Genomic DNA, 24804 nt, shown 5'->3' on the forward strand with positions numbered 1-24804 from the left:
CGGACGGTCATCACCAGCGGTCACTTTCCGCCTGGGTGGCTCTTTTCCGTCTGCGAACCGCTCTTGACTGCAGGCATGACGTCGGAGGTGGTGGTCTGAGGCTCCCTCCGCTGTGGACGCGAAGGCTCGGGGCTGGATGATCGTAGGGTGGAGTTCCTGGGGGCTGGAGGCCCAGAGGTCGCAGAGACCGACGGCACGGCATTCTTCTTTTGTCTCGGGCTGACCGACGATGTGGAATCGTTGCTCGGTGGCGGGGACAGATTTAACTCGTCCGTGGAATCGGAGGCCAGCAGACCTCGAACCTCCATCACGGAGGAAGAGTTCACATAGACCGGATAGGGATGTTCGCTGTCTTCAGCGGTTGGCGTATCCTCGCCCGAGCCAGGGGAGAACGACAGATGCCCGCCTGCTATCCGCGGCAGCTTATTCTCTCGTTCCTGCTGACGGCGTGCAGCCCGGCGCACACGCTCATCGAGAGACTGGGAGAAGGCACGGTCCTGGGACTCGCCAAGCGCCAAGCGCATGACAAATACAACGAATGCCACCACCACCAGCACCCATACCAGGACAATCAGCCAGACCATACATGCCATTCTCTCAGAAGAACCCCACAGACGCGCTACGACACGAGGAATCTATTGGTCTCTTTCACACTGGCAGATCAGTGGATGCCCTGGACCCTTCTTATACCTACCCAAGTTATACCCAAGGCGGCCAAAGGCAAGAAGAATGGCTTTCGCGCGAATTAACCTCAGCCGAGCCCGCAACTACCATTCAGGAAACCGAGAAATTCCTCGCAATGGCAGCAAAAGGTGCATAGCCGTCAGAAGTATCATTTCCAGCGAAAACCGTATATGGAAACAAGTCCTAAGGTAATGCAGCCCACGGTCAGGTATAAGATCCCGAGCCAAGCATGAGGCCAGGTGCCCGATCCGATCAGCATCATCGATAAGGCCTCCCTCATGTGATATAAGGGCGTATATGGGGCAATGGTCTGCACCCAGGACGGCAGCATATTGAGCGGCATCATAGCTCCGCCGATGAAGCCCAGGGGCAGAATAATGATGTTCGCAAGGATGGATACCCCGGCAATCGAGTAAATTATCATGGCGATGATGACACCCAGGAAAAAGAACAAGAGGTAGCCTAGGACCAGGGGAAGCAATCCCGACAAAAATGTCGGTTTCAGCACCATTCCCATAATCAATCCCAAGACGACAAGCACTACAGCTTGTGCCAGAAGAACGACGATACCCACAACAGCTTGGGAGAGAATAATCACATTCCAGGATAGAGGAAAATTGCGAACCGTCTGAAGCATACCATTCTCACGCCAGAGAGCAAGGTGCGAAGCCCCCGCAAAAATACCAACATAGGCAGCGCCAAATGCAATGACATTGGCGCTGATTTGACTGGCAATATCAACTCCAGGAACGTAGCTCTTAAAAGACAGGACCAGGACCAGCAACAAGGCTATAGGAAAGAGAAAGGTGAAAACCAAAGTGGACCAGTCACGAATATCGTAGTGGAACATCAACTTGAATAGAGTTTTGAAGCTGTTCATTTGACGTTCTCCTTTTCGAGAAGGCGAAGGTAGACATCCTCCAGACGCCCATCCTTGACTTGCGCCTGGCTTGTATTGATCCCTGAATCAACCAATTTTGCGAAAGTAACTCCGGTATCCCGGGTGCGTACTGTTAGACCATCGGGCGTGACCTTTACATAGTCGTCCCCCACGAGATGGGCTACTTGATCAGCGTGATCCAAGGCATTTGGAAGAAGAATGGTCGATTCCATCTCTGCTTGCGCAATAAGCTTGCTGGGACTGGCTGTTACGAGAATATGCTTATCCGCCAAGATCGAAACCATGCTGCACAACCGCTCCGCCTCATCCAGATGGTGCGTCGTATAAAGAACCGTGGCGGCCAATTGCTGATTCGATTTGAGCAAGCTCACCAGATCATGGCGTGACTCCGGATCGAGGGCGGCAGTGGGCTCATCTAGAAAGAGCAGCCGAGGATGGTGGACGACAGCCGTGGCGATAGCCAGTCTCTGCTGTTCGCCGCCGGACAATGATTCAACCTTGTTGGATGCCACATGATCCAGTTTCAATGCATCAATAAGATCGTCCACACGCGACCGGGGCACCTGGTAGATATCGGCCACTGCGGTAAGGTGCTCAAGGAGCGTCGTTTTAGGGAAGAAGGACGACTTTTGAGGCTGGATGCCTATTTGGCGGAGCAGGGCCAAGTTGCGTGGATAGGGCGTCTTGCCCAGAACAGAGACCGTTCCCTCAACCGGTTTTTGCAGTCCTTCCAAGACGGTGAACAAGGTTGTCTTTCCAGCGCCATTTGGCCCGATGACCCCATGGAAGGCCCCTTCTTCAACCTCCAATGAAAGATGAGAGAGAATCGTTTTGTTCTTTATTCGAACAGTAAGATTCGATACGCTTACTTCGATATTGCCCATTCCAGAGCCTTTCAGCGTCAATACTGATGTGGTAAAGCGCGGGTTGTGTCGTCTATTGCTGCTTGTCTATTCATGACTATTTCAATTTGCTGAGTCTGCGCAGGTGGAGGAAAGAATCAGTCCAAATTCCGGCCCAGCATAGTATGGCGATTTTGGCTCCGATGGTCTTTTCCATGAGACCATCTGCTTCAACTACGATAGCTTATTAATCCATATTCTTTCCTCACCCATGAGCCCAGAATTTCAGGCATTTTCTAATAAAATACAAGCTGGATCAGACATAAAACCGCCACCGTCCCACAAATTATGGCATCCAAGAGCACGTACTGGCAAACACTGATTCCACTACTGGTTTACCTGCAGCTGGAACAGCATATTCCCATTTATCAAGCGGGCCGCCAAGGGGCGGACGGGTACATCTACTTTGTTCCCAATCGGCACTTTGGTAAGAGAAGCCATACCAGTATCAGCAAAAGCGGATATTGAGAAAAGTGCGATGCTTGTTCCCCCGGCTCATGCTCACCAGTGGGGAGGTTGACCGCCGACAACAGTAGACCGCGCGAACGAACAGCGACGGCGATGATGCGAAACTCTGCAAGTTATCGACGGAACCCACTATTTCGCCCTTTTCGCGTATTGGCTATCTCGAATGATGCTGGCCTTCACCGTTTCGCCGCCAGTCTCTTACCATCATGAAGACAATCATCATTAGCCAAGCTGCTGGGTATGTGCATGAACCCCAGAACTGTGAACCGGTGGCAAACGATATAACATGGGCGAGAATTAATGCCAGGGCAAAAAATCTGACAGCAATGGCTTGCGGCTTATCGGATGGTTTCTGTGTCGAAGCTGTTTGTCTCATGGCGGTTCCTTTGCCGTCGTACATAATGCACGGAATGTGCATAAAAACAAAATATACACTAACCGGCATTCGCTCAAAATAAGCTTAAAATAAGTTCGCGTTCTGGATGCGCATATACGTCATAGCCGGAGAAAATCATTGCAGAGAGCCCAGCCAGGAAGCAATTACATGAAAGCTGCTTTTGCATCCAAGATTGCGTTTACCGATCTGTTCGTTTCGTAGACAAATCAATCCAATACCGTTCTACGGGCTGACCAGATCTGCTGGGGAGCACATTCTCCAGTTGCCCGCCACGCGAAAGGATGGTCCGGCGGCTGGCCAGATTCGACGGGGAACAAGTAATCAGGACCCTACTCATGCCCAGAGTGGCAGCTTGTCGAAGACATTCATCCAGCATCAGCCCGGCATAGCCCAGCCGGCGACAATCCGGACGAACTGAATAGCCGATGTTGCCGCCCACTCGCAGAAGCGCCTGCGTAAGCTGCAACCTCAGCTGAATCATCCCCACCAGTTTGCCGCTGGGGTCCATGGCGGCGAACTGCAGGGCGGGCACAAACCCCGGCGGCAGATCATCACCACGCGCCTGACGAGCCACCTCCGGCAGACCAAACCGACGAACCTCATCCAGGCTGTGGCAGCCCTCCAAGGGGCCGAGACCAGCCGCTTCATCCTGAGGCTGAGAACGGCAGGCCTGCAGATATTCCCAGATCATTTCGGCATCCACCGCCCCCGGCCGGTCCAACCTCACCAGATGGATTCTCATGGTCCACCTCCTCTGTCGAGTGCTTGGCCACCACTTTGTGCTTCAGCTTACCTGAGCAGCATTCAACGGAACTCGAGTTTCCAAAGAAGACAAGCGCCACAGGAACATCGCGCACATGGGTGAGTAGTCGGAACTCAATACAGCAAGAATCACGATGTTCAATAAAGGTTCTCCCAAACTTACGTTCGAAGCTCTAGCCCCAGCTTCAGCTTCATCAGATCAGCAAAAGCGTCGCTCTGGAATTCATCGTCCTTTCTGCTTTTCGCCTTACGATGCCCGGAACAACCGGTCAAGGATCGTCAGTCAGACATTCCCGCCTGAAACCATGTAATGACAATTTGCGTGCGGTCCCGCAGGCCGGTCTTGTCAAGTATGCGACTTACGTAGCGTCTGACGGAGGTAGTTTCAAGAGTGAGGCGCTGGGCTATTTCCTGGTTGGAGAGACCTTGAGCGATGAGCCCGGCTATCTCGTACTCCCTAGGGGTCAACTTATCCAGCTGCTGCCTGGCCTGCGGATCACTGACCTTATGCCGGGCATAGGCTCTGTCGCGGTTGATGAGCTCTGCTGTAATGCGGGGGGTGAGCACTGCGTCCCCATCGGCCACTGCGTGAATGGCTCGGTACAGATCTCGCGTGGATACGTCCTTGAGCAGAAAGCCGTAGGCGCCTGCGTGCAGACCGGTGAAGGCATAATCGTCTTCGTCATAGGTGGTCAGGATCAGCGTACGAATTTCGGGGAACTCCTTGGCAATGACCGCAGTGGCGCTGATGCCGTCCATCACCGGCATGCGAACGTCCATCAGGATCACCTGAGGAAGCGGCTGTGCGGCTACTTTCATCTCTCGAAGTATGGTCACTGCCTCCTGACCGTTGGAGGCTTGTCTGACGACCTGTAAACCGTGGTCGGACTCGATCATGCGTACCAACCCCTTGCGGAGGAGTGCAAGGTCATCGACCAGCATCAGGTCAATCATGGGCATTGCCCTCTTTCTCGCCGGCGCAAGGCAGGATGGCTTCTACAGTCCATCCTCCATTCTTGCCCGGTCCGCAACTCAGACTCCCTCCCATCAGTCGGCATTGCTCCCCAATCTGTTTGAGACCCACTCCTTGATGATCATGAATAGCCGGTTCCCGATCACCTAAGGTTCGCCCATGCTCCTCCCCATGCCCATCGTCGTGGATGCTGATGCGGAGGGTGCCGTCCTGCTCATAGTCGCGGGAGATGACGATGGTGCTCGGGTCTGAGGCGTGCCGGAGCGTGTTAGTGATGGCCTCCCTGCTGATTATGAAGCAGAGGTTGTCCTGTCTGGGATCGTGCTGCTGATGCCCTGTTTCGGTAGACACGACAGCCAGACCAGCTGCGCGGGCATGGGCGATTACGGTGTCGAGTTCGTCGAGCGTGTGCAGCCTGGAACCATAGCTGTGCCCATCATCATCGGACTCTTCAGGTAGCGCCTCATGCTCTTGAACAAGGGTACGGACGGCTTGTCGGGTGTCGGCCAACCCATCCCTTGCCACCTGATTGATGTCTTTGAGCACCTCTTGCAGCTCCTCGGTCTCAACCGAGTCAGCGAATCCCTGGGTCAGGGCAATGATTGTGGTGAGGTCATGGCCCACGCTATCGTGCAACTCACCTGCCACCTGGGCTCGTGATATAGCCAGATCCCTTTGTCTGGCAAGCATCTCAGAGCGGATGCGCTCCTGCTCCTCACGCTGCTGCGTCTCGCGTCGAATCCGGTAGGACCTGACAGCTATGGCAACGGCTACGACAGCCATGATGACAGCCATCCTGGCCGACCATTCCAGAAAGAGCATGTGCCCGGCATGCATGCTGACGGTGACCAGACTGACGGCTGCGGCTACCTCACCCCCGCCTGCCGCAATCCTGGGTACTGGCGATAAATAGACGCAGAAATAGAGGGCGCCTACCAGTGGTATCAGAAAGCTATCGTCCGAGGTGGCAAATGACAGACCGATGTATATCAGGGTCTCCATGGTCGTGATGAGCAAGGGAAATTGCCTGCTCCAATACAGCAGGCAGGAACATAGGAGTCCGATCAGGCCGATGACCGTCTTCCAAACAGGCAAGGGAATCTTCTCGGCCCAGACTGGTGGAAACGTAGGGGCGCTGACATAGAGAAGCGCATAAACCAGGCTCAGCACAGGCATGACAAATCTGGTCAAGCGTTGATTGCTCAACAGCTCGAATAGGTTGGTTGCTATGCCCTTCATCGCGCCCCCTCACGCCGTATGCCGAGGATGCCCAGGTTCATTCGCCAGTGTACTGTGCTATCACACAGGCAGGGGAACGACCTGCTGATTTGCGCACCGTGATCCACGAAGCCAGTGATGCCGCCAAAGTCAGAAGCAGGAAGACCAGCGCCCAGTGGACCCAAGGTATGCCGATGCTGGCAGCCCCGAAGACCTTGCGGAATCCGACAGCGTAGGCCATGACCGGCAGAAGGCTGGAGGTGAAGGATATCAGTACGGCGGTGGTTGCCATGATGAACCCTTCAAGAGCGGCCATGATTTCAAGTTGGTTCGGGTCCGCGCCAGCGATCGAGATAAGGGACAGATCCAGGCTTCGACCATGGGCTGAGATCAGGTATCCTGCGCATACTCCAGCCAGCGTGACGACCAGTGCGGGGCCCAGAAGGGTAATGAGCATGGAGAAATCAGAGCTGCTGACATCCAGGTTGGGAGGCAGCAGATGACTGGAATCGGCGCTGGTCTGGTAGAAGGAATCGGTCATCATCAGCAATGAAACCCCCACAACCAGCGGTAGGACCGTGGAGCTGAGGCTGCGCATGCGGGCACTGGCTTGCCGGCAAGCAATCAACCATGAAGGGTTGTGAAGAGTGACGAGCCTGGTCCAGCCGCTGGTGACCGTGCCCAGCAGGGAGGGACCTGCCAAGCAGATTGCGGCCAGCAGGAATATGAAACTGAAAGTGCTGCCCATGGCGATAGGCAGGATTGGTGCAGCGGTGTGCAAACGGACCAGTTGCTCATCAGGGATGGTCCGCGCTTGCATAATCGGCATCAGCATGATTGCCAAGGCTGCCAACAAACACAAGGCAGCGGCAATACGACGAGCCAAACCTGTTGTTTTTGGAGGAATGTTTGCAGCACGCAGAGATTCCACGGGACTGATCCTGCTGATGGTCCCGATGGTCAGCAGCGTGCCGATCAAGGCCACCAATACCCCGCACGAGATTCCTATCGCCCAGGAAGCCAGCTGGTGACTGGCGATGAAAGGCTGCCTGCCGATCAGGAACTGGGAAGTCTCCCATGCATAGAGGGGACGGGCCAGCAGAAAAGAGGCCGCCAGCGAGACCACACTGGCCGCGAGCGCCAAGATGAATACGCGCATACAGGTCAGCGAGGTCAGTTGCCAGGGCGTTGCGCCTTGCAAGGCTAACAGGGCAAGGTTGCGCCGCCGCTGGTTGATCACCGACGAAACGACCTGCAGAACGATCAATACTGCGGCAACGAGAAGTGCGACAAAGGGGATCATCAAGTTTTGGTAGGCGGTGCGACCTTGCTCGGCCATGCCGGGAAGGTCGCCCAAGGCCTTGGCTGAAGAGAGCATCATGGCAAGCAGGCCGACCATGGTTTGCGAGGCGATCAGCACGAGGGCGACACCAGACCAGGCCAAGGGGGCATCCTTGAAATCTCGAAGAAGAAGTCGCATCAGATGCCCGCTTTCGGCACAGGAACCTTGTCGGCTGTAACTATGCGACCGTCGCACAGATGCACCAGAGTGTTGCAACGGGAGGCGACTTCCGGACTATGGGTGACCATAATCACTGCATGGCCCGGTCGACCGGCGAAGGCAGCGAGCTCATTGACGACCGCGTTGCCGGTCTCCTGGTCAAGGGCGCCAGTAGGCTCATCGGCGAAGATAATGTCGGGATCCGAAATCAGCGCACGGGCCAGGGCAACCCGCTGCTGCTCGCCGCCTGACAGGAGGGTCACATTGGTCTTGAGTAGCCCCCTGATGCCCAGTCTGCCCAGCAGCTTGAACGCCTGATCCTCCGGCCAGCGAGTCTTGCGCAGAATGAAGGGCAGTTTGAGGTTATCCTCCACGCTCATCGAAGGCACCAGATTATAGGACTGGAAAACGAAACCCAGGTGCGCACGGCGGAATCGCGCTGACGCTGCAGGCCCCATGGCAGAGATGCGCCGGCCCAAGACTTCCACCTGGCCCGAGCTGACGGGTTCGAGACCAGCCAGGCAGTAGAGCAGGGTTGATTTGCCGCTGCCCGATGGCCCTATAATCCCGGTCATGGCTCTCCAAGATGCAGTGAATTCTACATTGTCCAGGAGAGTTAAGGCCTCCCCCTTCCTAGGCGACACCTGCTTGCACAGGCCAGATGCATGGATAGCGAAGGGCTCGCTCAGGTCGGAAGGATTGGCGATACGCTTCATGGCAGTATCCAGTGCTCGCAAACGGGTGAACGCCGGTATGAGCCTGTGATGCTCTGTACGTGCGGCGATGCGTATTGAACCGGTTGTTTCATCGGAGCTCCCTCCCTTAGCACACTTGCGAGGGCAAGAGATCGCCTCGCAGGGACGATTCTTTCAATCTGAGTACGGGGAATCAACGTCGGCCACCACTTCGCCATCTGCAGACGACAAAACAGTGCCCGATTCACTGCGCAACGGATAGGAAACCGCTCTACGCTTTGGCAGAAGCTTTTGGCAGACAGGTTCGTTTACTATCCGGTATGGGTCCCGTCAGCAAGTTCAGGGTTTGCCCCACCCCTCCCCCCTACAGATCCCAACAACCTTGTTAAGTGGACGGAAAGGTAGCGTTTCAAATTGATATTCTTCGTTAATCTGCATGGGTTCTCGGTCTTGCTTCGCCCGAGAACCGGCTTGCCGCGAACTGGAAAAATCCAACACAAACATGTAGTGTTGAGATGTTGCCCCTCTGGCTCAATGGTTAGAGCAGCGTCCTTTTAAGTCGTGGGTTGTGGGTTCGAGTCCCACGGGGGGCACTTTGGATTACCGATTATTTAATACCAGCCACTATGCTCCGCACAGATCATCTGCCTGCGCAACAGTGGGCCAGGTTCCTGATACAACTTTGATCTATTTGCCGAATCTCAGTATCTACCGCGCCTACCCAACACCTGATCGTGGGAACCTAGTCGTAAAATATAGGCAGCATCGCCCTCCCTATGCGACACCAGCAGCAGATCTCCAGCATTGCCCACATGGCACTCATAAACAGCCGCATAACCTTGCAGCATATACATCCGATGATGCGCTTTCAATGCCTGGAGCGACGCTTCAGAATTCTCCGCTATCAGATCTAGCACCTCCTCGACCGGCTCTAACGGGACGTGCCTGCGAGCCATGCGCTTCAGGTCTCTCGTAAAAGCACCAGTGGGAACCAGCGCAAGCCTCATCGATCCGCGCCAGCAGCTGCTAGCACGCCATCCACCAGGTCCTTTCCTGTGGCGTACCCCCTAGTCTTCCCCCTCATGGCCAGACGGCGCGATTCCTCCAAGGCCTCCTCGGTTTCGGCAGGTAGATCCAAGCTGAAGTCCAAGGGGATCCGCTGCTCCCGAATGATCTGCTTGTAAAAAGCTCTGGTGACCGTAGTCATATCCAGACCAAGCTCCTTCACGATATGATCCACCTGTTGCTTGTCCGCATCGGATATACGCACCGTAACCTGAGACATCTTCTCCATTGGAGCCCACCTTCCTCGTTGTCTGTAATTTTGCATAAAAGTACAAAATTACAGCAGATATCTTACTTTAATGCAAAATTGCAGTGCATGGTAAGGCATTAATGCGCATAGCTGACAGCAATGACACATGTCTATTGCTTCATGATGCGCTGGGCGACTCCGATTACTCATACTTCCAAGCCATCTTCGACGAAGTGGACCTCTACGGAGGCGATACCCAGAGGTCTTCCGCTACAACCAAAGTCGCCCGAACGAGAATAACGCCGAACACAGCTGCACTCGCCCCTTAGCAATAACAGCCTTGGCCCCCACACAGCTGATTGATCATGGATACACCGCGCCAGAGGTCTTCTGGGCCTATCACCATTCCGGTCCTTTCCTGGATGCCTTCAAACAAGAAGAAATAAGCAGCCAGGTCATAAGGCAAAGTCACTTTTACCTTATTAGGAGTACCTATGTCAGAAAACAAACTAGTCATCGCTGAAGAAGAGCTACACAGTTTGGAAAGCCGCAGGGTCACATTTAACATTTAGAATAGGGAAGATATCGGCCACTTCCTGACATAGTGGACTTACTTCATAAATTTCAAGTCATATGAGAACAGCTACAAACAGGTTAGGAGAGGATACAAACAACTCCAAATCCCGCATGAACTCACCACGCCAGGAGAAAAGAGGATAAGCCGTTGGGTCTAAAAAGGAAGGGAGATTCTAGGACGCACCTTGGAAGAGTGAGCGGAGCTTGGCTCTGCACCCTCTCCGTTCGCCCCCGAGATCGTCACAGGAAGCACATAAAGATGCTCGTCTAACTTTTCCCCGTTGATTTCTTTGAGCAATACATCTACGAGTGTAGAAGCCAGCAGGCGAAAAGGTTGAATGACCGTAGGAAGTATTGGATACGCAATCTGGTAGACGAAAGAACCGTCATAACCGAAAACAAATAGGTCTTCGGGAATGCGCCGACCTGATTCTAGGGCTTTGCGCTGAACGGCAAGGGCCACCAGATCAGAGGCGAAGACTCCATCGACAGTAGGATTGTCCACCAGAAAATCGTTTGCGGTCGTCAAATATGTAGAGAACTCAAATTGGTTCAAATCTAGTTCATAGGTAGCGCAGGAAATGCCCTCCTCATGCATCCGCTCTGCGAAAACCTTATGCCGCTCAATCGAGGGAGTTCGGACTTTAGAAGATCCAATGAACTGAGCCACATTTCTACATCCACGGTCAATAAAAGCTTTAGCAGCCAACATGCCGCCTTGAACATGATCCGCGCTCACCACCGGTATGGCATCAGCAAGAAACCGGTCCAAAGCCACTATCGGAGCTTTGATATCGGCATAATTGATATCGATGGAATGACTGCCAATGATAATGCCGTCGACCTTATTAGCCGTGAGCATGTCAAGATATTTTCTCTCTTTATCAGAAGAATGCATAGTATTACACAGAATCATTTTGTAGCCCCTCTGATTAAGCTCATCCTCAATCCTCGATGTCATAGTAGCGAAAAATGGCTGCACTACATCAGGTATCACCAAGCCAACAATATTTGTTCTGTTCGTGTACAGGCTACGTGCGATTTGGTTCGGCTGGTAATGAAGCATGTCTATTGCTTCTTGAATCTTATTTCGAGTTCCCTGAGATATATAGCCTCGGCTGTTGAGATACCGGGATACCGTATTCTTGGAAACTCCCGCTACCCGAGCAACATCTGTTATAGTGACCATACCTATCCCCCTTCATAATTGCTATATTCAGGGAGTAGATACTCATTCGTTGACTTACTCTCCCTCACTCACCTTTTAGTGTATGTGCAAACTATCAAATCTCTGAAATAGAGACCCCGACTGATGCCGAGAAGCGGCACCAGTCGGGAATATATTGCTCATCATCCTTTGACAGAACCCGCCAACATGCCGGAAACCAGGTACCGTTGCAGGAAAAACGAGATCACAATAACGGGCAGAGAAAAGAGTACAGCGGCGCCAGTCATGGGCCCTAAGTCCAGATTGTAGGAAGTCAAAAATTCTGAAAGGGCGACCGGCACAGTCTTGGCCTGACTGCTAGTCAACAGCAGCGCAACCAGAAAATCATTCCAAGCCAAGAGGAAAGTAAATATTCCAGTAGAGATAAGGCTCGGCGTCACTACAGGAAGGATTACCTTAACAAAAGCCGTAAAAGGCCCTGCTCCATCCACCGCTGCTGCCTCGTCAAGATCCACCGGCACATCTTTGAAGAAACTGATCATCATCCATAGAACAAACGGCATATTAACCCCAGCGTAGACAACGCAGAGAACCGGCAGGTAATCATACATGCCAAATTGCTGAACCAGACTATAGATCGGAACCACGATGCTGGACATGGGAATCATTTTGAGACAAAGCACCACAATTAGTAGAATCCCGCTAAACCGCGACATAGCTGTTCGAGATATTGCATAGGATGCCAAAGAACCCAACAATAAGCAGATCAGCGTGCTGACTGCAGCCGCTATAAAGCTATTACCGAAATATAGCCCCATATCGGAGGTCTCGAATACCTTACGATAGTTTTCCAAGGACCAAGCCTTAGGGAGGAAGGTCGGATTAACAGAGATGACATCATGGGAGGGCTTGAAAGAAGAGAACAGCATATAGAGATAGGGAAATATAAAAGCCAGCAAAAATATAATCGCCAAGACATACATGAGTATGATCCAGATGCTGTCGTCCTTATTGCGACCGAATTTCTCATGGAACATCATGAGCTCCTCTTCTGCTTGAACTGCGTGGCCAAGGTAATACCGACCAGCACGAGAATAAATATGACCGCCATAGCACTGGCATACCCAACATCCCCATAACGTTGAAGCATCTTATATATATGCACGCTCAAAACTTCGGATGAGCCCTGAGGGCCTCCCTGAGTCATGGCCCAGATGATGTCGAATGTTCTCGCTGCATCAATCACACGAATCACAAGGGCACTGAACAACACACCTCGGATATTTGGAATGATGATTTTCGTTATGATCTGCCACTTACTGGCGCCCTCGACCTCGGCGGATTCATAAAGACTATCCGGTATTGATTGAATTCCGGCCAGAAACATCAACATCATGAAAGGGGTCGTGAGCCATACATCTGCGATGATGCAAGAGATAAGAGCAAACCGTGAATCCGAGAGCCAGAGTATGCCATCAGTGGAATGCAACAGTCCTCCCTTAACTAACAGAACATTGACAATACCGAACTGTCCACTCAGCATGAATTTCCATACCAGGCCTGCTACCAAAGGTGCAATCATCAGCGGGGACAGAATAAAAGTACGAATAGCTTTAAATCCCCTATACTTATTTGTCAAAACTACAGCCAAAAGTAAGCCAAGTATTGTCTCGAAGGAAACGGCAACGACTACATAGACTGCTGTGTGCAAAGAATCTGCTTGAAACTGCCGAGAAGCCAAGGCCTTAGCATAATTCTTCAGACCGACGAATGCCCTACCCTCATAGTTGTCACCAACGTCAAAAAAACTGTCATATAGTAGCTTGAGCAGAGGGAAAAGAAGGAACACCGACATAAAAATCCCAGCAGGCAAAAAGAACTTGAACAGGGTTCGATTATCAAATGTTGAACTGATCATCTTCCTGGTGCTATGAGAGCTGAATCTAAAGCGCCGCCCTTTGAGAAGCATTGCATTCTCTCTTTTCATTATCCCTACAGATACCGTATCTTTCTCACCCTCATGCCCTGGTAATCTCTGATTTAGCCAGATTTTCCCCGAACTTTCGCGATGCCTCTCCGTTTTACGATTCATCTTTTTCTCCTACTTTCAGAGAGAACAGGGTGGGAATGCAGACTCAATTTTCCTCACTACAGCTGCTAACCTGGAACGCTGCCGCATTTCCCACCCGCACTATTGCCGACCTATTCCATCAATAGGCTTTCAATCGATTGCTGCGCCGCCTTTAGCTCCTCCTTGGCATTAGCGCCTTTAAACACTTTCTGAACCATTGGCGATAAAGTCTCGCTTTCTATTTGTGCCCAAAGTCTGGTAGCAGGGCGATTCTGGGTTTGCTTGGCCGCTAGAGTAGCCTCCAACGCCTTGATATGAGCATATTGAGGATTATTCTCGTACTTTTTGAAAACACTCCTACGGGCAGCTACGCCCAATTCCTTCATGTAACCCTCATTCTTCCCATACATGAACTTCAAATATTTCTTGGCTATATCCTGTTTCTTAGAATTTTTTAATAACACTTCATACCAAGGTCCAGGTATGGCTCCGATACCTGCCGAACCGCCTATCATTGGCGCAGCACCGACCTTGTCACCCAATTCCTTGGCCGAAGCTAGATAGAAATGACCCCATGTAAGTTGCATCGCAAGTTTGCCTTGATTGAACATATTCGATATTTCGCTGGTTCCCAGCGATAGATAATCGGAAGGAACAGAGCCATCCTTTACCAGATTCTGCATATATTGCAGGGCATCCGAGTAAGGTTTACTTTGTAGATCAGGCTTATTATTTTTGCCTAGCACAAGATTTTTGGCACCTGCCTGAGTGGCGAATTCCAGCCAACCAGTTACCGAATCAGCGCCAGTCTGCCCCACAACAGCAGTCCCGTAGTTTCCATCCTTAGTAAAGAATTTCGCCGCATCCCGATACTCTTTCCAAGAGGTGGGAACTTGTAATTCATACCCATACTGAGCCTTGAACGCTTGCCGGTTGCTCTCATTCTCGAACAGATCCTTTCTATATAACAGAATCTTCGAGTTGGTCCAAGTAGGAATACCAAGCAGTTTCCCGTTTAACGTACCGCCTTGCGCAAGTTGAGGCATCAGATCGTTCTTTTCAGCTGGAGAAAGCACCCCATCAAGAGAGGACAACCCTTTGGATAAAGCGGAAAACCATAGAACATCAATGACAGCTAAATCATGAGTGGCCTTGCCAGAATCAGTTTCAGCCTTCAATTTGTCATATAGACCCGAATAAGGCGAAGTATCTATCTTAAGTTTGTAACCCGTCTGTTTCGCAAATTCAGCCGCACTGCTACGAGCTACCTTTTCCGCCGGGCCTCCGCCCTCAACCAATAGATTCAAAGTCTTGTCATTAGGGCTACCTGTAGACCCCCCAGACCCCCCGCAAGCAGTCACCGATATAAGCAGGACACCTGTAGTTACAGCCGCCAATACCTCTTTTATAGCCTTTTTCATTGTTTAACCTTTCTTCCACCTCACCGCTTGTAAACACAGGCGAAAGCAATCAATCGCGATCCATGGCCGATGAGGGTTCAGATACACCGATAACATCATCTCCACGCATTGCTACCCTTGAAGCTTCGTATGCTCGGCATATTGACTTCACTGCATTACCGCATGTTTATTCGCATTGTTCTGTATGAAAAATCTGAGAAAACAAGGCAACATCACTTTGCTCTCACGCCTATGCAATTCGCAAACGCGCATTGTGTCAGGAACTGACAACATGAACGATTACAGACAAATATTCGTAAAACATCCAATGCTTAATGAAACCGTTAAGACCAAACCTCCTTTGTTTGTCATCGGGAATTTGCGCAGGGTTCTGACATCTTTGCGATACCACTGCGCCATCACCGACAAGAACAATATATGTTTTTTTAGAGTATATGTCAACCGATTAATATATAAATAGCAAGCATTCTGCCAATCACTGTAAATAAGCCATTTTTAACCATGAAATACTATATTTATCGGTTGAAATATGACAATTATTCATTTATGATTATCCTGTTGTATCTATTCACAGATGCATGGAATCCCAGAGCGCACCGCGAATAGACCCAGTACCCAGCAATGTTCAGCAGCACAGTAGCTACAAGACAACAACCGTTCAAGGAGGACATAGATGACCAGTCGTACCTATTATGATGTGACGCAATGGCCAGTCGGAGATCCCTACAAGGATATAGGCCTAGTGATCAACAGCATGATCAAAGACATCAAACGGAATCAGAGCCAAATCGACTTGGATGAAGGAGGGAAACCTGGGGCCACCATATTCATTCCCCCGGGGGATTACCATCTGGAAACACAAGTACTTATTGACATTAGTTATCTCTCTATCGTTGGCTCCGGTCACGGTTTCACATCGTCGAGTATTCGTTTCAATCTTTCACAGGCAAACGAGCAGTCATTACATGAGCTATGGCCCGGAGGAAGCCGAATACTGGTGAACCTCAAACCGAGGAAGGATGATGAAACCTCATCCGCAGCCTTTCTCATCAAAAGGGATGGAAGTCCGCGAATTAGCTCGGTCGAATTTTCCCATTTCTGCATCGATGGTCTGCATTTTGTAGACGACGGGTCGAGTGAGAAGAATCCTGAAAATACCTATATCAATGGGAAAACCGGTATTTATGTAGCATGTGCTCAAGATTCTTTCCGGGTAAATGGCATGGGGCTGGTTTACCTAGAACATGGCATAATCATCAAGCAAGCCGATGCCTTAAGCATCCATGATAATTTCATCGCTGAATGTGGAAACTGCATTGAACTAAGAGATTGGGGACAAGCGTCGAAAATAACCGACAACCTTATCGGCGCAGGCTATAAAGGGTATTCGATCTTCGCTGAGCACTTCGGTGGACTGCTAATTTCCAGCAATAATATATTCCCACGAGGTGCCAGCAGCATCTACTTCAAAAACGTTGTACGCTCAACTATCACCAGCAATAGATTACATTCCTTCTACCCCGGAATGATAGATTTGCGAGACGATTCCTCGGACAATCTGGTAGCCGCAAATCATATCTATCGAGCACATGAACCGTGGCCTCCGATGCAGGACCACGACAACGGACTGAACGATTTGTACGGCATTGTGCGTATTGATGGCAATAACAATTCACTGATTGCCAATCATTTTTCAGATATTTTGGATAGCACCAGCATTAATCCCATTGGCACTACGCCAGTCATCATTCATCTCATCAATGGTTCCGGCAATTACATTGCCAGTAACCATATTGTAGCGACTACAGAAACAGAAGATTCCTTAGAAGAGGAAGAAAAAGACAGCAGTGATTCTTGTTTCTCAACGCAGGTCACAGCGATGCTTTCTGGAGAAGCTGCCAGATCGATCAATTTCCTCGCGGTGCAGGTTGATCCTCCTTCTTCTCATAACATGATTCTCGATACTGGAACCAGTTCCCAGATCAGGATGGACAAAACCAGCAATGCATGCAGGCCATTGCCGGAGCAGCCTGTCTGATCGCGGAATCATTCATGCTCATAAAGTGACGAAATAAGTGACTTACGGTAATCAACCAACTTTCCGGTTTTTTGATATACCAACGTATTATCTGCCTTCCTAAGGGAAGGGGGAGGGGCGAGGAGAGGTCAAACCGGCAGTTGTCTGACTGTCCAGTTGAACAGTTTGCGCAGCTCCGAAGCTACCAGGACCAGGGAGGCCAAAGCGATGCACTCCAGCCAGGCCTGAGGCTGGAGGGGAACGGTGCCGAAAGCCTCACCCAGGAAGGGCACATAGATCACCAGGAGCTGGAGCAGAATCGAGATCCCTATGGCACCCCAGAGCCAGAGGTTACTGAAGAGTCCCAGGAAGGCCGACTTCCGAGAGGATCGAGATGCTAGCGCATTGAAGAGCTGGGCGAAGACCAGGATGGTGAAGCCCATGGTCCGCGCCTCCCTGATCTGCGCCTCGTGACCGATCGCCTGGACGGACCTGTCGGTGAAGAGACCGCCGCTCAGATGTATGTCCATGCCGATCAGGGTGACCGCAGCCATGACCAGTCCTATGTAGATAATGTCAACCCACATGTCCCGGTCGATCACCCGGTCGTTGATGGATCGGGGCGGGCGATCCATCAGATCATCGGTCTGCGGGTCCACACCCATGGCCAGCGCGGGAGCCGCATCGGTCAGGAGGTTGATCCAGAGCAGCTGGGTGGCCAGCAGCGGCACGGTGACGCCCGCCATGCCGGGCTGCGATATGCCCAGAAGACCAGCGAAGACCACACCGCCAAAGACCGTGAAGACCTCGCCCATGTTGGAGCTGAGCAGGTAACGCAGGAACTTGCGGATGTTGTCGAATATGCCCCGGCCCTCTCGCACGGCCTGGACGATGGTGGCGAAATTGTCGTCCGCCAGAATCATCTTGGCTGATTCCTTGGTGACCTCGGTCCCGGTGATGCCCATGGCCACGCCGATGTCCGCAGTCTTGACAGCAGGGGCGTCATTGACGCCATCGCCGGTCATTGCCACAACATTGCCCTGGTCCTGAAGCGATTTGACGATCTTCAACTTGTGCTCTGGAGCCACGCGGGCGTAGACGGAGACCTTGGAGGTGGTCTCCCGAAGTTGATCCGAGTCCATGGCATCCAGCTGCTCGCCAGTGCAGGCGGGCTGGCCGGGCTTGATGATACCCAGGTCCCCTGCGATTCTGGCCGCAGTGAGCGGATGGTCGCCGGTGATCATGATCGTTCTGATGCCGGCCTTGTGGGCCTGATCCACCGCATGACGAACCTCGGTGCGGGGCGGATCGATGATGCCGACCATGCCCGTCCAGATCAGATTGTTCTCCAGTCGGGTGCTTTCCTGGATCACCTTGTCAGCAGATAGGCGGACCGCTGGAGCATGCTGAGACATCCGAGACAACTGAGACAACTGGTCCTTCTTCTGATCTGTCTCAACCGTCCTTGACAGCTCCTCCCCCTCATCGACTTCGGTCAGGGATGACAGCTCCTGGTTGGACACAGGCCGGAAGGCCTGCCCCAGAGTTCTATAGGCATCCGCCGAAAGACTGCTGACCTGGGCAAGTATCCTCTCCCGATCGGCACTGGTCATAGGCCTGACCTGGCCGCCATCGAGAATCCGGTCACATCGGCCAAGCAGCACGTCGGGAGCGCCCTTGCAGAAGAGGCGTGATTGCCCTTCGCCCCCATCATTCGGGGCGGCCAGGACCGACATGAGCTTGCGCTCCGATGTGAAGGGAATCTCGGCCAGACGGCGGTAACCATCAGCCTTGGCATCGGAACCGACTTTGCGCGCGGCGACAATCAGCGAGACCTCCGTGGGATCACCGACGAGCTGCCAGTGACCCTGTCCGGATCCAGACTCTGCCTGGGAATTAGGTTCGGCCTCGTCCGCCTGCCAGTGAAGGTCTCCGTCGTTGGCGATGGTCCCGACCATCAGGGTCTCTTCAACCGCCTCAGCTAGAGATGAATCGATGGTGTCCGTCAGCTGGCCATTAGGCTCTCCAGCCTCGACCGGCTGCATGGCTCCCTCAGGGGCATACCCGGTGCCAGTGAGCCGAACCTGCCCCGAGGGGACAACCACCCGCTCAACGGTCATCTCATTACGGGTCAGCGTCCCCGTCTTGTCGGAGCAGATAACCGATGCCGACCCCAGCGTCTCAACCGAGCTGAGCTTCTTGACGATGGCATGATGCTTGGCCATGCGCTGCACACCCAGGGCAAGGACCACGGTCAGGATGGCAGTCAGCCCCTCCGGCACAGCAGCTACGGCCAGGGATACGGCCATGAGCAGGGAATCAATCAGATCCTGGGTTGTCTGAAAGCCTTCCATCAGGGCCAAAGCAGCCAAAACCAGGGCGGCAATCAAGCAGACGGCCAGTCCGAGGAGCTTGGAGACGCGGGCCATCTCCTTCTGTAGGGGCGTGGGTTCCTCCTGGGTATCAGCCAGCATGTCGGCGATCTTCCCGACCTGGGTGTCCATACCAGTAGAGGTGACGATCATGCGCCCGTTCCCCTGGGTCACTGCGGTGCCGTTGAAGACCATGTTGGTTCTGTCGCCCAGAGCCTTGGGCTGGTCCAGCCGACCGGGCCGCTTGCCCACCGGCAGCGACTCGCCGGTCAGCGATGCCTCGGCCACGCGCAGACCCGCGGCCTGGAACAGTCTTCCGTCGGCGCCGACCGAATCGCCTTCAGCCAGGACTACTACATCACCAGGCACGATCCTGCTGGTCTCCAGGCTGACCACCCGGCCGCCTCGCAGCACCGAGGCGTGCGGGGCCGTCATGCTCGCCAGAGCATCCACAGCCCGCTCGGCCTTAGCCTCCTGAGCGTACCCCAGGGCGGCATTAAGGATGAGGATGATCATGATGACGATGGCATCAAAGGGCAGGGGCTCCCCGCCTCCTGATGCCGGATGTGAGCGTTCCACCACCCAGGCCACCAACGAAATGGCCGTGGCTGCCAGAAGCAGATAGACCAAGGGGTCCTTGAACTGTTGAAGGAATTTCCTCCATGCAGGAACGGGAGGCGCTCCAGCCAGCTCATTAGGACCGAACCTGTCCAGCCGACGCGCCGCCTCGGCCTCATCCAGGCCCCGGTCGGGGTCCACATTCAGGGCAAGGGCAACCTGATCGACACCTACTATAGAAGGGTCCTTGAGGACGGGGCCATTCACTCTGCGCCTCTGCTCATGGCCCTGCCCTGCAGTCGGGATCACGCCGGTATCTGTCGATTGCTCATGCTTGGGATCGCTGGTCAACCCAGTCATGCCACTCTCCTGCTTATGCCACGGAGTAGTCAACGCTTCAGAGGCCCGTTGGAAGAAATCAGAAGCGGCCAGACCAAAACGTTGCGTGGATGCTTGCCAAGTTAAATTTATAATATACATAAACACGGCTGAAGTCGTCAAGGCCTTTGCTCCAGGGCGAAGCAGCAGGCGTTTCATACTTTCTGAGCCTGGCCAGCCCCAGCAGCGGTCATCGTTCGACCCCCACATAGCCAGCCTGCGGACACTATGAATCAGCCCACCTGGGATCGGGGTCTCCAGTCAGTTTTCCACTTGATCCGCTCAGCACCTAGTTGCGGACCAGTCTGGGAACGAAAAGCCCGGTTGCCTTGTATCCCTCATACAAGCAGCATACGAGCGACATTGCCGACATGGCATTCGCAAAGCCCATACAATCTGCAGGTAGTGATGCGGCGCCGCCTTCTCAGCTTCATCAGTTCCTTGTCGCCCGTCCAGCAATTCCTGTGACTCTGGCACTGCATACGTCAGGCCGTTTCGCGGGCGTAGCGCGAAGACTCCAAAGGAAATGAACCCTTTTCATCAACATCTTTTAATGTTTGCAAGCAGTTTTCTGAATGCCGGCTTTGGCGTCAATCGAAAACTTGTTTGATTCTGAAGTTGTAACAATCGTATTAGTCTCCAATGCGCAAATCGCCGAGAATCAGCATGATATAATTTGATGTAGTTTAAGAACTAAAGATATTGTGCATGTAACGCTTCGGCTACAAAGAGGAGTCCGGGTACATGATCGGTGAAGAAAAGTATTACGGAGCTATTAGCGCTGATTCCCCCTTCTTCTTTGAGAACTACCAAAAACTGCAAGATGAGGAGCAGACTGGCTGGCACGCAGAGTCCCAAATACCGCCATCTTGGTCAGTCGTTCATTCAGTCCCTTGGACGTACGCAGGCACGAATGAGCGCAGATTACGAGTAGCCGGCTGGAAGATACATCTCTCAGCCACTCCTGAAAATGCGGAGAAGATTCTTTCCGCTGCAATTCGTTGTTGCGTACCGAGGGGAACAGTATTCAAATTTTTACGTTCTCCGAATCAGCTTTTCCAAGCAAACTCGAAGTATGCCAATCGTAGCAGTAGCGGGAAGTTTGTGACGATATATCCTTCCGGGGATGATGAACTGGATCAAATTGTTGCCGCGCTTATGGAGACTATTGGCGATGAAAAAGGCCCTTACATTTTGAGTGACATCAGATATGGTGGAAGCCCGATATATTTTCGATACGGCGGGTTTGTTCCCATTGCCGAGCAGAATACAGAAGGCAAGAATATCGAATGCATCCCTAATGTCGATGGCTTTTGGTAGAGGATCACAGGGCTCCTTTTTTTATAAATCCCTCCTCCAGAATCCATCGTCCGAAATCTGTGGACCAGGCATATCGAGCCTATATGGAGACGTTGGCGTCTCCGCTTGATGATTATCAGAAAATTGAACCTATTTACTTTTCTAATGGTGGAGGCGTGTACTTCGCCAAGAAAACCAATGGTGATATGTCTCTGCTCAAAGAGGCAAGAGCATATGCCGGGTTGGACCAACGGCATGAAGCAGCTCCCATCCGTCTAAACAACGAATGGACCATGCTGAATCTGCTGCATGGGAGCAATACTGCTCCTACGCCTATTAGACGATTTAAGGCCTGGGAACATCGCTATATAGAAATGGAATACCTGGACGGTACCTCGATAAATAATTGGATGGCCGAGCACTACCCGACCTCCGATAGATCCTCGTCATCTCGTGACGTATACAAGGAATCGATAATCAAACTCGGTAAGAAAATCATAGATGGGGTTACGACTATCCATAGCTTCGGCTACGCACATGGCGACATACACCCCTCGAACATCATCGTCATAAATGATGGTCGTGATATAAAATTCATAGATTTTGAATCAGCACGGCAACTCAATTCTCAAGAATCCACAACTGGCAATGCCATGGGCTATTTGGCCCCCGCTCACTTCACTCCAGAGGAAGCAGACTGGTTTGGCGTATCGCGAGTGTTGGCGAGTTTGTTCTATCCGACAAGCGCAATAGCGATGCTGAGTCCGGATTACTGGCCGAAAATGCTGAATCGCCTTGAGAGGGAATACGGTATAGAAGCGAGAGATTTAGTCACGGCAGTTGACAATCGTTATCCATCGCAAAACTCAATTACGCCCGTGTTTTTCACTCCCCATGATCCCCCACATGCGGCAATCGTCTGTTTCCCTGAAAACAGACCCGTCACAAAAATGGACTTGCTATCGTTCAGCGATAAGCTAATCGATGGCATACAAGCAGCAAGGCATTCGACACCAGGTTTCCTTTACCCATCAGATGTGTCTCAAGGCAACAGGCTCGCATATGCCAATATCAAGACAGGGGCCGCGGGTGTTTTCCTGACTCTATGCAGAGCGAAAAAAGAGATTCCGAAGACAGATATCCCATGGCTGACGGATGCCGTCTATAGAGACAGTGAGCGCGCCGACGTAGATTTTGGATTGTTCACGGGCATTACCGGTGTTGCCATGTTGGATGCCGAAACCGATCATGATAAAGAAGCGGAATTCCTTCTTGAAAGATCATTGCAGTATGGTAGGTCTGCTTCTGATCTGAGCTTGGAATCTGGCCTTGCGGGTTTGTCTTTGGCATTGCTCGCATATGGCCATGCCAAAAAGAACGATTCATTTACAGAGCAGGGACTGGAAATCTGCAATCGACTGAATACGCTCCTGTTCGACGTCAAAGACGCTGCCACAACAAAGAGCTTTGATTCCAACCAAGGGCTTTTGAAGGGCTGGTCCGGGCTTGCATTGCTTAATATAGCCGCATCTCAGACCTGCAACGACAAAAGCTCAATAAATCTCGACATGGCTACCGCATGTATAAAGAACGATCTGTGCGGCAACTTTATTGACGATTTCGGCGTGCGAGGCACCTTGGACCAATACAATCGATCATTGCCATACCTAGAAAAAGGATCTGCGGGTATTCTGATTGCTGTTTGCGCTCTGCGCAGGGCAGCACACGACGATTCTTTATTTGCCGATGAGTGGGATTCGTTGATAAAAGCCTGCTCTTCAACATTGTACGCATTCTCAGGTTTGTATCATGGCAGAGCCGGTATCATTGCTGCACTAAACTTGGCAGCGCCATGGATTCCGAATTCCAAAAGAATACTAGACCTTCATTGGAAAAGCTTTAATCAGTTTGGACTCATCTGGCATAACAACCTGTATCTGCCCGGAGAATCCTATCTAAGGCTCTCTTGCGATTATTCGACAGGCTCAGCTGGCGTTATTTCAGCAGTAAACAGCCTTATAGGCAAGCCATGGTCTTTCTTGCCAGTCGTCTGCCCTAACGATCTTTTCAATGGAAACAACATCGAAAATAGCACTAAATATGAAAGGAGGCGACAAAATGCACAACATTATCGATCTGCAAAATAGCGATATCGCCATGAATGATGAAGTCGCTCACCATAGCGGCGCCAGCCTATTTGCATGCCACGGCGGTGGGCATGATAGCAGCTGGAGCTGGTGGTCATGCGACTGACTGATCCACAAAAATATGCCACTGCGATGACGTATTCACCAAAATGGCATGGGCTGTCATTTTTGCCTTGATGATGGCAAGGACAACAGTCATGTAAGTCTATGGGTGCCATCCTTGTATGGCATCCATAGCATTATTCTGATGAAGATTTATAAGTCGCGAGAACGGCGATGATGGGAGAACGGTGATGAGTGGTGCTTCAGTGAGTTCAAATGGATTGACGATGACGGTGACTCCGAGGAAGGATGATTCGATCACCATCCTCGACCATGTCGACTTCCATGCTGAGCCCGGAAGAATCACGGGGATTGTCGGCCCCTCAGGCAGCGGAAAGTCCACCTTGCTGTACTGCCTTTCGGGATTGGAACGTGCGACATCCGGAAGCATCTCCCTTCTAGGGCATGACATCACGCATATGCGAGCGTCCGCGCTCACTCGGTTTCGGCGTCGGCATCTGGGATTCGTGTTTCAGTCCTACAACCTGATCACGAGCATGACGGTGGAGGAGAACCTCGCGCTGCCATTCACCCTGCGCGGCCGTCGACTCCCCAAGCAAAAAGCGGATGAGATGTTGCGGTACTTCGGATTGGCAAACGAGAAAAAAAGGAGCGTGACGATGCTCTCAGGCGGAGAGCAGCAACGTGTCGCGCTTGCACGAGTGCTACTCTCCGATGCAGATATCATTTTCGCCGACGAGCCGACTGGAGCCTTGGATCAGGAATCTGGCGCCAAGGTCATGCAGGTGTTCAAAAGTCTGGCTATGGATGCGGGCAGGACCGTAGTAATAGTGACCCACAGTGGAGAGGTAGCCGGACAGTGCGACCAGATCGTTGAGGTCCGTGATGGCCACGTGCTGAACGCCGATGCGGAGAGCGGGGCCGGTATATGAGGGGCGCACTCTCTGATCTGAAAGCAGCCCCGGCCGTATGGGCAGG

The 24804-nt window shown here is 52.2% G+C and carries 19 protein-coding genes and 1 tRNA gene; 5 read left to right on the forward strand and 15 right to left on the reverse strand.

The features are described from left to right. Positions 1 to 20: 20 nt before the first annotated feature. The 8 genes from ACUIAI_RS07475 to ACUIAI_RS07510 all read right to left on the reverse strand — a co-directional run bounded on the left by ACUIAI_RS07475 (position 21) and on the right by ACUIAI_RS07510 (position 8522). Entirely contained in the window at positions 21 to 584 is a 564-nt protein-coding gene (locus ACUIAI_RS07475) for a hypothetical protein (protein ID WP_445342027.1), read from the reverse strand. A 248-nt stretch (positions 585 to 832) separates the two neighbouring features. Next, on the reverse strand, positions 833 to 1564 hold the full coding sequence (locus ACUIAI_RS07480; protein WP_445342028.1) for an ABC transporter permease: 732 nt from the start codon (positions 1562 to 1564) through the stop codon (positions 833 to 835). Further along, a complete protein-coding gene (locus ACUIAI_RS07485) occupies positions 1561 to 2469 on the reverse strand; it encodes an ABC transporter ATP-binding protein (protein WP_198183184.1) in 909 nt (302 codons plus the stop codon). Before ACUIAI_RS07485 ends, ACUIAI_RS07480 begins: the two co-directional genes overlap by 4 nt. A 1061-nt stretch (positions 2470 to 3530) precedes the next feature. Then, on the reverse strand, positions 3531 to 4094 hold the full coding sequence (locus ACUIAI_RS07490; protein WP_015022577.1) for a GNAT family N-acetyltransferase: 564 nt from the start codon (positions 4092 to 4094) through the stop codon (positions 3531 to 3533). A 299-nt stretch (positions 4095 to 4393) separates the two neighbouring features. Further along, the gene (locus tag ACUIAI_RS07495) at positions 4394 to 5068 is read right to left on the reverse strand and encodes a response regulator (RefSeq protein WP_445342846.1); all 675 of its coding nucleotides are present in this window, start codon (positions 5066 to 5068) and stop codon (positions 4394 to 4396) included. After that, a complete protein-coding gene (locus ACUIAI_RS07500) occupies positions 5061 to 6326 on the reverse strand; it encodes a sensor histidine kinase (RefSeq protein WP_445342029.1) in 1266 nt (421 codons plus the stop codon). The genes ACUIAI_RS07495 and ACUIAI_RS07500 overlap by 8 nt, the downstream gene beginning before the upstream one ends. A 37-nt stretch (positions 6327 to 6363) precedes the next feature. Next, positions 6364 to 7785 carry an FtsX-like permease family protein gene (locus tag ACUIAI_RS07505; protein WP_445342030.1) on the reverse strand — a complete coding sequence of 474 codons (1422 nt, stop codon included), beginning with the start codon at positions 7783 to 7785 and terminating at the stop codon, positions 6364 to 6366. Continuing rightward, a complete protein-coding gene (locus tag ACUIAI_RS07510) occupies positions 7785 to 8522 on the reverse strand; it encodes an ABC transporter ATP-binding protein (protein WP_045924968.1) in 738 nt (245 codons plus the stop codon). The genes ACUIAI_RS07505 and ACUIAI_RS07510 overlap by 1 nt, the downstream gene beginning before the upstream one ends. 499 nt (positions 8523 to 9021) lie before the next feature. On the opposite strand from ACUIAI_RS07510, the gene ACUIAI_RS07515 reads away from it, so the two are divergent. Beyond that, positions 9022 to 9094: transfer RNA gene (locus tag ACUIAI_RS07515), tRNA-Lys, on the forward strand. Between the two features lie 108 nt (positions 9095 to 9202). On the opposite strand, the gene ACUIAI_RS07520 is transcribed toward ACUIAI_RS07515, so the two are convergent. The 6 genes from ACUIAI_RS07520 to ACUIAI_RS07545 all read right to left on the reverse strand — a co-directional run bounded on the left by ACUIAI_RS07520 (position 9203) and on the right by ACUIAI_RS07545 (position 14992). Beyond that, on the reverse strand, positions 9203 to 9508 hold the full coding sequence (locus ACUIAI_RS07520; protein WP_445342031.1) for a type II toxin-antitoxin system RelE/ParE family toxin: 306 nt from the start codon (positions 9506 to 9508) through the stop codon (positions 9203 to 9205). Beyond that, positions 9505 to 9786, reverse strand: coding sequence for a type II toxin-antitoxin system RelB/DinJ family antitoxin (locus ACUIAI_RS07525; RefSeq protein WP_181414986.1), 282 nt, complete (start codon positions 9784 to 9786; stop codon positions 9505 to 9507). Before ACUIAI_RS07525 ends, ACUIAI_RS07520 begins: the two co-directional genes overlap by 4 nt. A gap of 700 nt (positions 9787 to 10486) precedes the next feature. Further along, positions 10487 to 11521 carry a LacI family DNA-binding transcriptional regulator gene (locus tag ACUIAI_RS07530; RefSeq protein WP_445342032.1) on the reverse strand — a complete coding sequence of 345 codons (1035 nt, stop codon included), beginning with the start codon at positions 11519 to 11521 and terminating at the stop codon, positions 10487 to 10489. A 161-nt stretch (positions 11522 to 11682) separates the two neighbouring features. Beyond that, on the reverse strand, positions 11683 to 12540 hold the full coding sequence (locus ACUIAI_RS07535) for a carbohydrate ABC transporter permease (protein WP_258334498.1): 858 nt from the start codon (positions 12538 to 12540) through the stop codon (positions 11683 to 11685). After that, the gene (locus ACUIAI_RS07540) at positions 12537 to 13592 is read right to left on the reverse strand and encodes a carbohydrate ABC transporter permease (protein ID WP_445342033.1); all 1056 of its coding nucleotides are present in this window, start codon (positions 13590 to 13592) and stop codon (positions 12537 to 12539) included. The genes ACUIAI_RS07535 and ACUIAI_RS07540 overlap by 4 nt, the downstream gene beginning before the upstream one ends. A 110-nt stretch (positions 13593 to 13702) precedes the next feature. Beyond that, positions 13703 to 14992, reverse strand: coding sequence for an ABC transporter substrate-binding protein (locus ACUIAI_RS07545; RefSeq protein ID WP_110413561.1), 1290 nt, complete (start codon positions 14990 to 14992; stop codon positions 13703 to 13705). 673 nt (positions 14993 to 15665) lie between these two features. On the opposite strand from ACUIAI_RS07545, the gene ACUIAI_RS07550 reads away from it, so the two are divergent. After that, a complete protein-coding gene (locus ACUIAI_RS07550) occupies positions 15666 to 17030 on the forward strand; it encodes a NosD domain-containing protein (protein ID WP_445342034.1) in 1365 nt (454 codons plus the stop codon). 128 nt (positions 17031 to 17158) lie between these two features. Here ACUIAI_RS07550 and ACUIAI_RS07555 read toward each other — a convergent pair whose 3' ends face one another. After that, positions 17159 to 20206: a cation-translocating P-type ATPase gene (locus tag ACUIAI_RS07555; protein WP_445342847.1), complete on the reverse strand. Its 3048-nt coding sequence runs from the start codon at positions 20204 to 20206 to the stop codon at positions 17159 to 17161. An 855-nt stretch (positions 20207 to 21061) separates the two neighbouring features. Here ACUIAI_RS07555 and ACUIAI_RS07560 point away from each other — a divergent pair. The 3 genes from ACUIAI_RS07560 to ACUIAI_RS07570 all read left to right on the forward strand — a co-directional run bounded on the left by ACUIAI_RS07560 (position 21062) and on the right by ACUIAI_RS07570 (position 24758). Further along, positions 21062 to 21637: a class III lanthionine synthetase LanKC N-terminal domain-containing protein gene (locus tag ACUIAI_RS07560; protein ID WP_445342035.1), complete on the forward strand. Its 576-nt coding sequence runs from the start codon at positions 21062 to 21064 to the stop codon at positions 21635 to 21637. 83 nt (positions 21638 to 21720) lie between these two features. Beyond that, positions 21721 to 23763 carry a protein kinase domain-containing protein gene (locus ACUIAI_RS07565; protein WP_445342036.1) on the forward strand — a complete coding sequence of 681 codons (2043 nt, stop codon included), beginning with the start codon at positions 21721 to 21723 and terminating at the stop codon, positions 23761 to 23763. 329 nt (positions 23764 to 24092) lie between these two features. Continuing rightward, complete coding sequence (locus ACUIAI_RS07570) at positions 24093 to 24758, forward strand: ABC transporter ATP-binding protein (RefSeq protein ID WP_231575806.1); 666 nt, start codon at positions 24093 to 24095, stop codon at positions 24756 to 24758. The last annotated feature ends 46 nt before the right edge of the window (positions 24759 to 24804 follow it).

This window comes from Bifidobacterium sp. ESL0827, assembly GCF_052606685.1.

Excerpts from the sequence above, each read along its gene's own strand:
- ACUIAI_RS07550 (WP_445342034.1), top strand. The coding sequence starts at position 15,666 with ATGACCAGTCGTACCTATTATGATGTGACGCAATGGCCAGTCGGAGAT.
- ACUIAI_RS07475 (WP_445342027.1), bottom strand. The coding sequence starts at position 584 with ATGGTCTGGCTGATTGTCCTGGTATGGGTGCTGGTGGTGGTGGCATTC.
- ACUIAI_RS07505 (WP_445342030.1), bottom strand. The coding sequence starts at position 7,785 with ATGCGACTTCTTCTTCGAGATTTCAAGGATGCCCCCTTGGCCTGGTCT.
- ACUIAI_RS07565 (WP_445342036.1), top strand. The coding sequence starts at position 21,721 with ATGGAGACGTTGGCGTCTCCGCTTGATGATTATCAGAAAATTGAACCT.
- ACUIAI_RS07500 (WP_445342029.1), bottom strand. The coding sequence starts at position 6,326 with ATGAAGGGCATAGCAACCAACCTATTCGAGCTGTTGAGCAATCAACGC.
- ACUIAI_RS07490 (WP_015022577.1), bottom strand. The coding sequence starts at position 4,094 with ATGAGAATCCATCTGGTGAGGTTGGACCGGCCGGGGGCGGTGGATGCC.
- ACUIAI_RS07525 (WP_181414986.1), bottom strand. The coding sequence starts at position 9,786 with ATGTCTCAGGTTACGGTGCGTATATCCGATGCGGACAAGCAACAGGTG.
- ACUIAI_RS07540 (WP_445342033.1), bottom strand. The coding sequence starts at position 13,592 with ATGAATCGTAAAACGGAGAGGCATCGCGAAAGTTCGGGGAAAATCTGG.
- ACUIAI_RS07480 (WP_445342028.1), bottom strand. The coding sequence starts at position 1,564 with ATGAACAGCTTCAAAACTCTATTCAAGTTGATGTTCCACTACGATATT.
- ACUIAI_RS07570 (WP_231575806.1), top strand. The coding sequence starts at position 24,093 with ATGACGGTGACTCCGAGGAAGGATGATTCGATCACCATCCTCGACCAT.
- ACUIAI_RS07530 (WP_445342032.1), bottom strand. The coding sequence starts at position 11,521 with ATGGTCACTATAACAGATGTTGCTCGGGTAGCGGGAGTTTCCAAGAAT.
- ACUIAI_RS07485 (WP_198183184.1), bottom strand. The coding sequence starts at position 2,469 with ATGGGCAATATCGAAGTAAGCGTATCGAATCTTACTGTTCGAATAAAG.
- ACUIAI_RS07535 (WP_258334498.1), bottom strand. The coding sequence starts at position 12,540 with ATGATGTTCCATGAGAAATTCGGTCGCAATAAGGACGACAGCATCTGG.
- ACUIAI_RS07560 (WP_445342035.1), top strand. The coding sequence starts at position 21,062 with ATGATCGGTGAAGAAAAGTATTACGGAGCTATTAGCGCTGATTCCCCC.
- ACUIAI_RS07545 (WP_110413561.1), bottom strand. The coding sequence starts at position 14,992 with ATGAAAAAGGCTATAAAAGAGGTATTGGCGGCTGTAACTACAGGTGTC.
- ACUIAI_RS07510 (WP_045924968.1), bottom strand. The coding sequence starts at position 8,522 with ATGAAGCGTATCGCCAATCCTTCCGACCTGAGCGAGCCCTTCGCTATC.
- ACUIAI_RS07520 (WP_445342031.1), bottom strand. The coding sequence starts at position 9,508 with ATGAGGCTTGCGCTGGTTCCCACTGGTGCTTTTACGAGAGACCTGAAG.
- ACUIAI_RS07495 (WP_445342846.1), bottom strand. The coding sequence starts at position 5,068 with ATGATTGACCTGATGCTGGTCGATGACCTTGCACTCCTCCGCAAGGGG.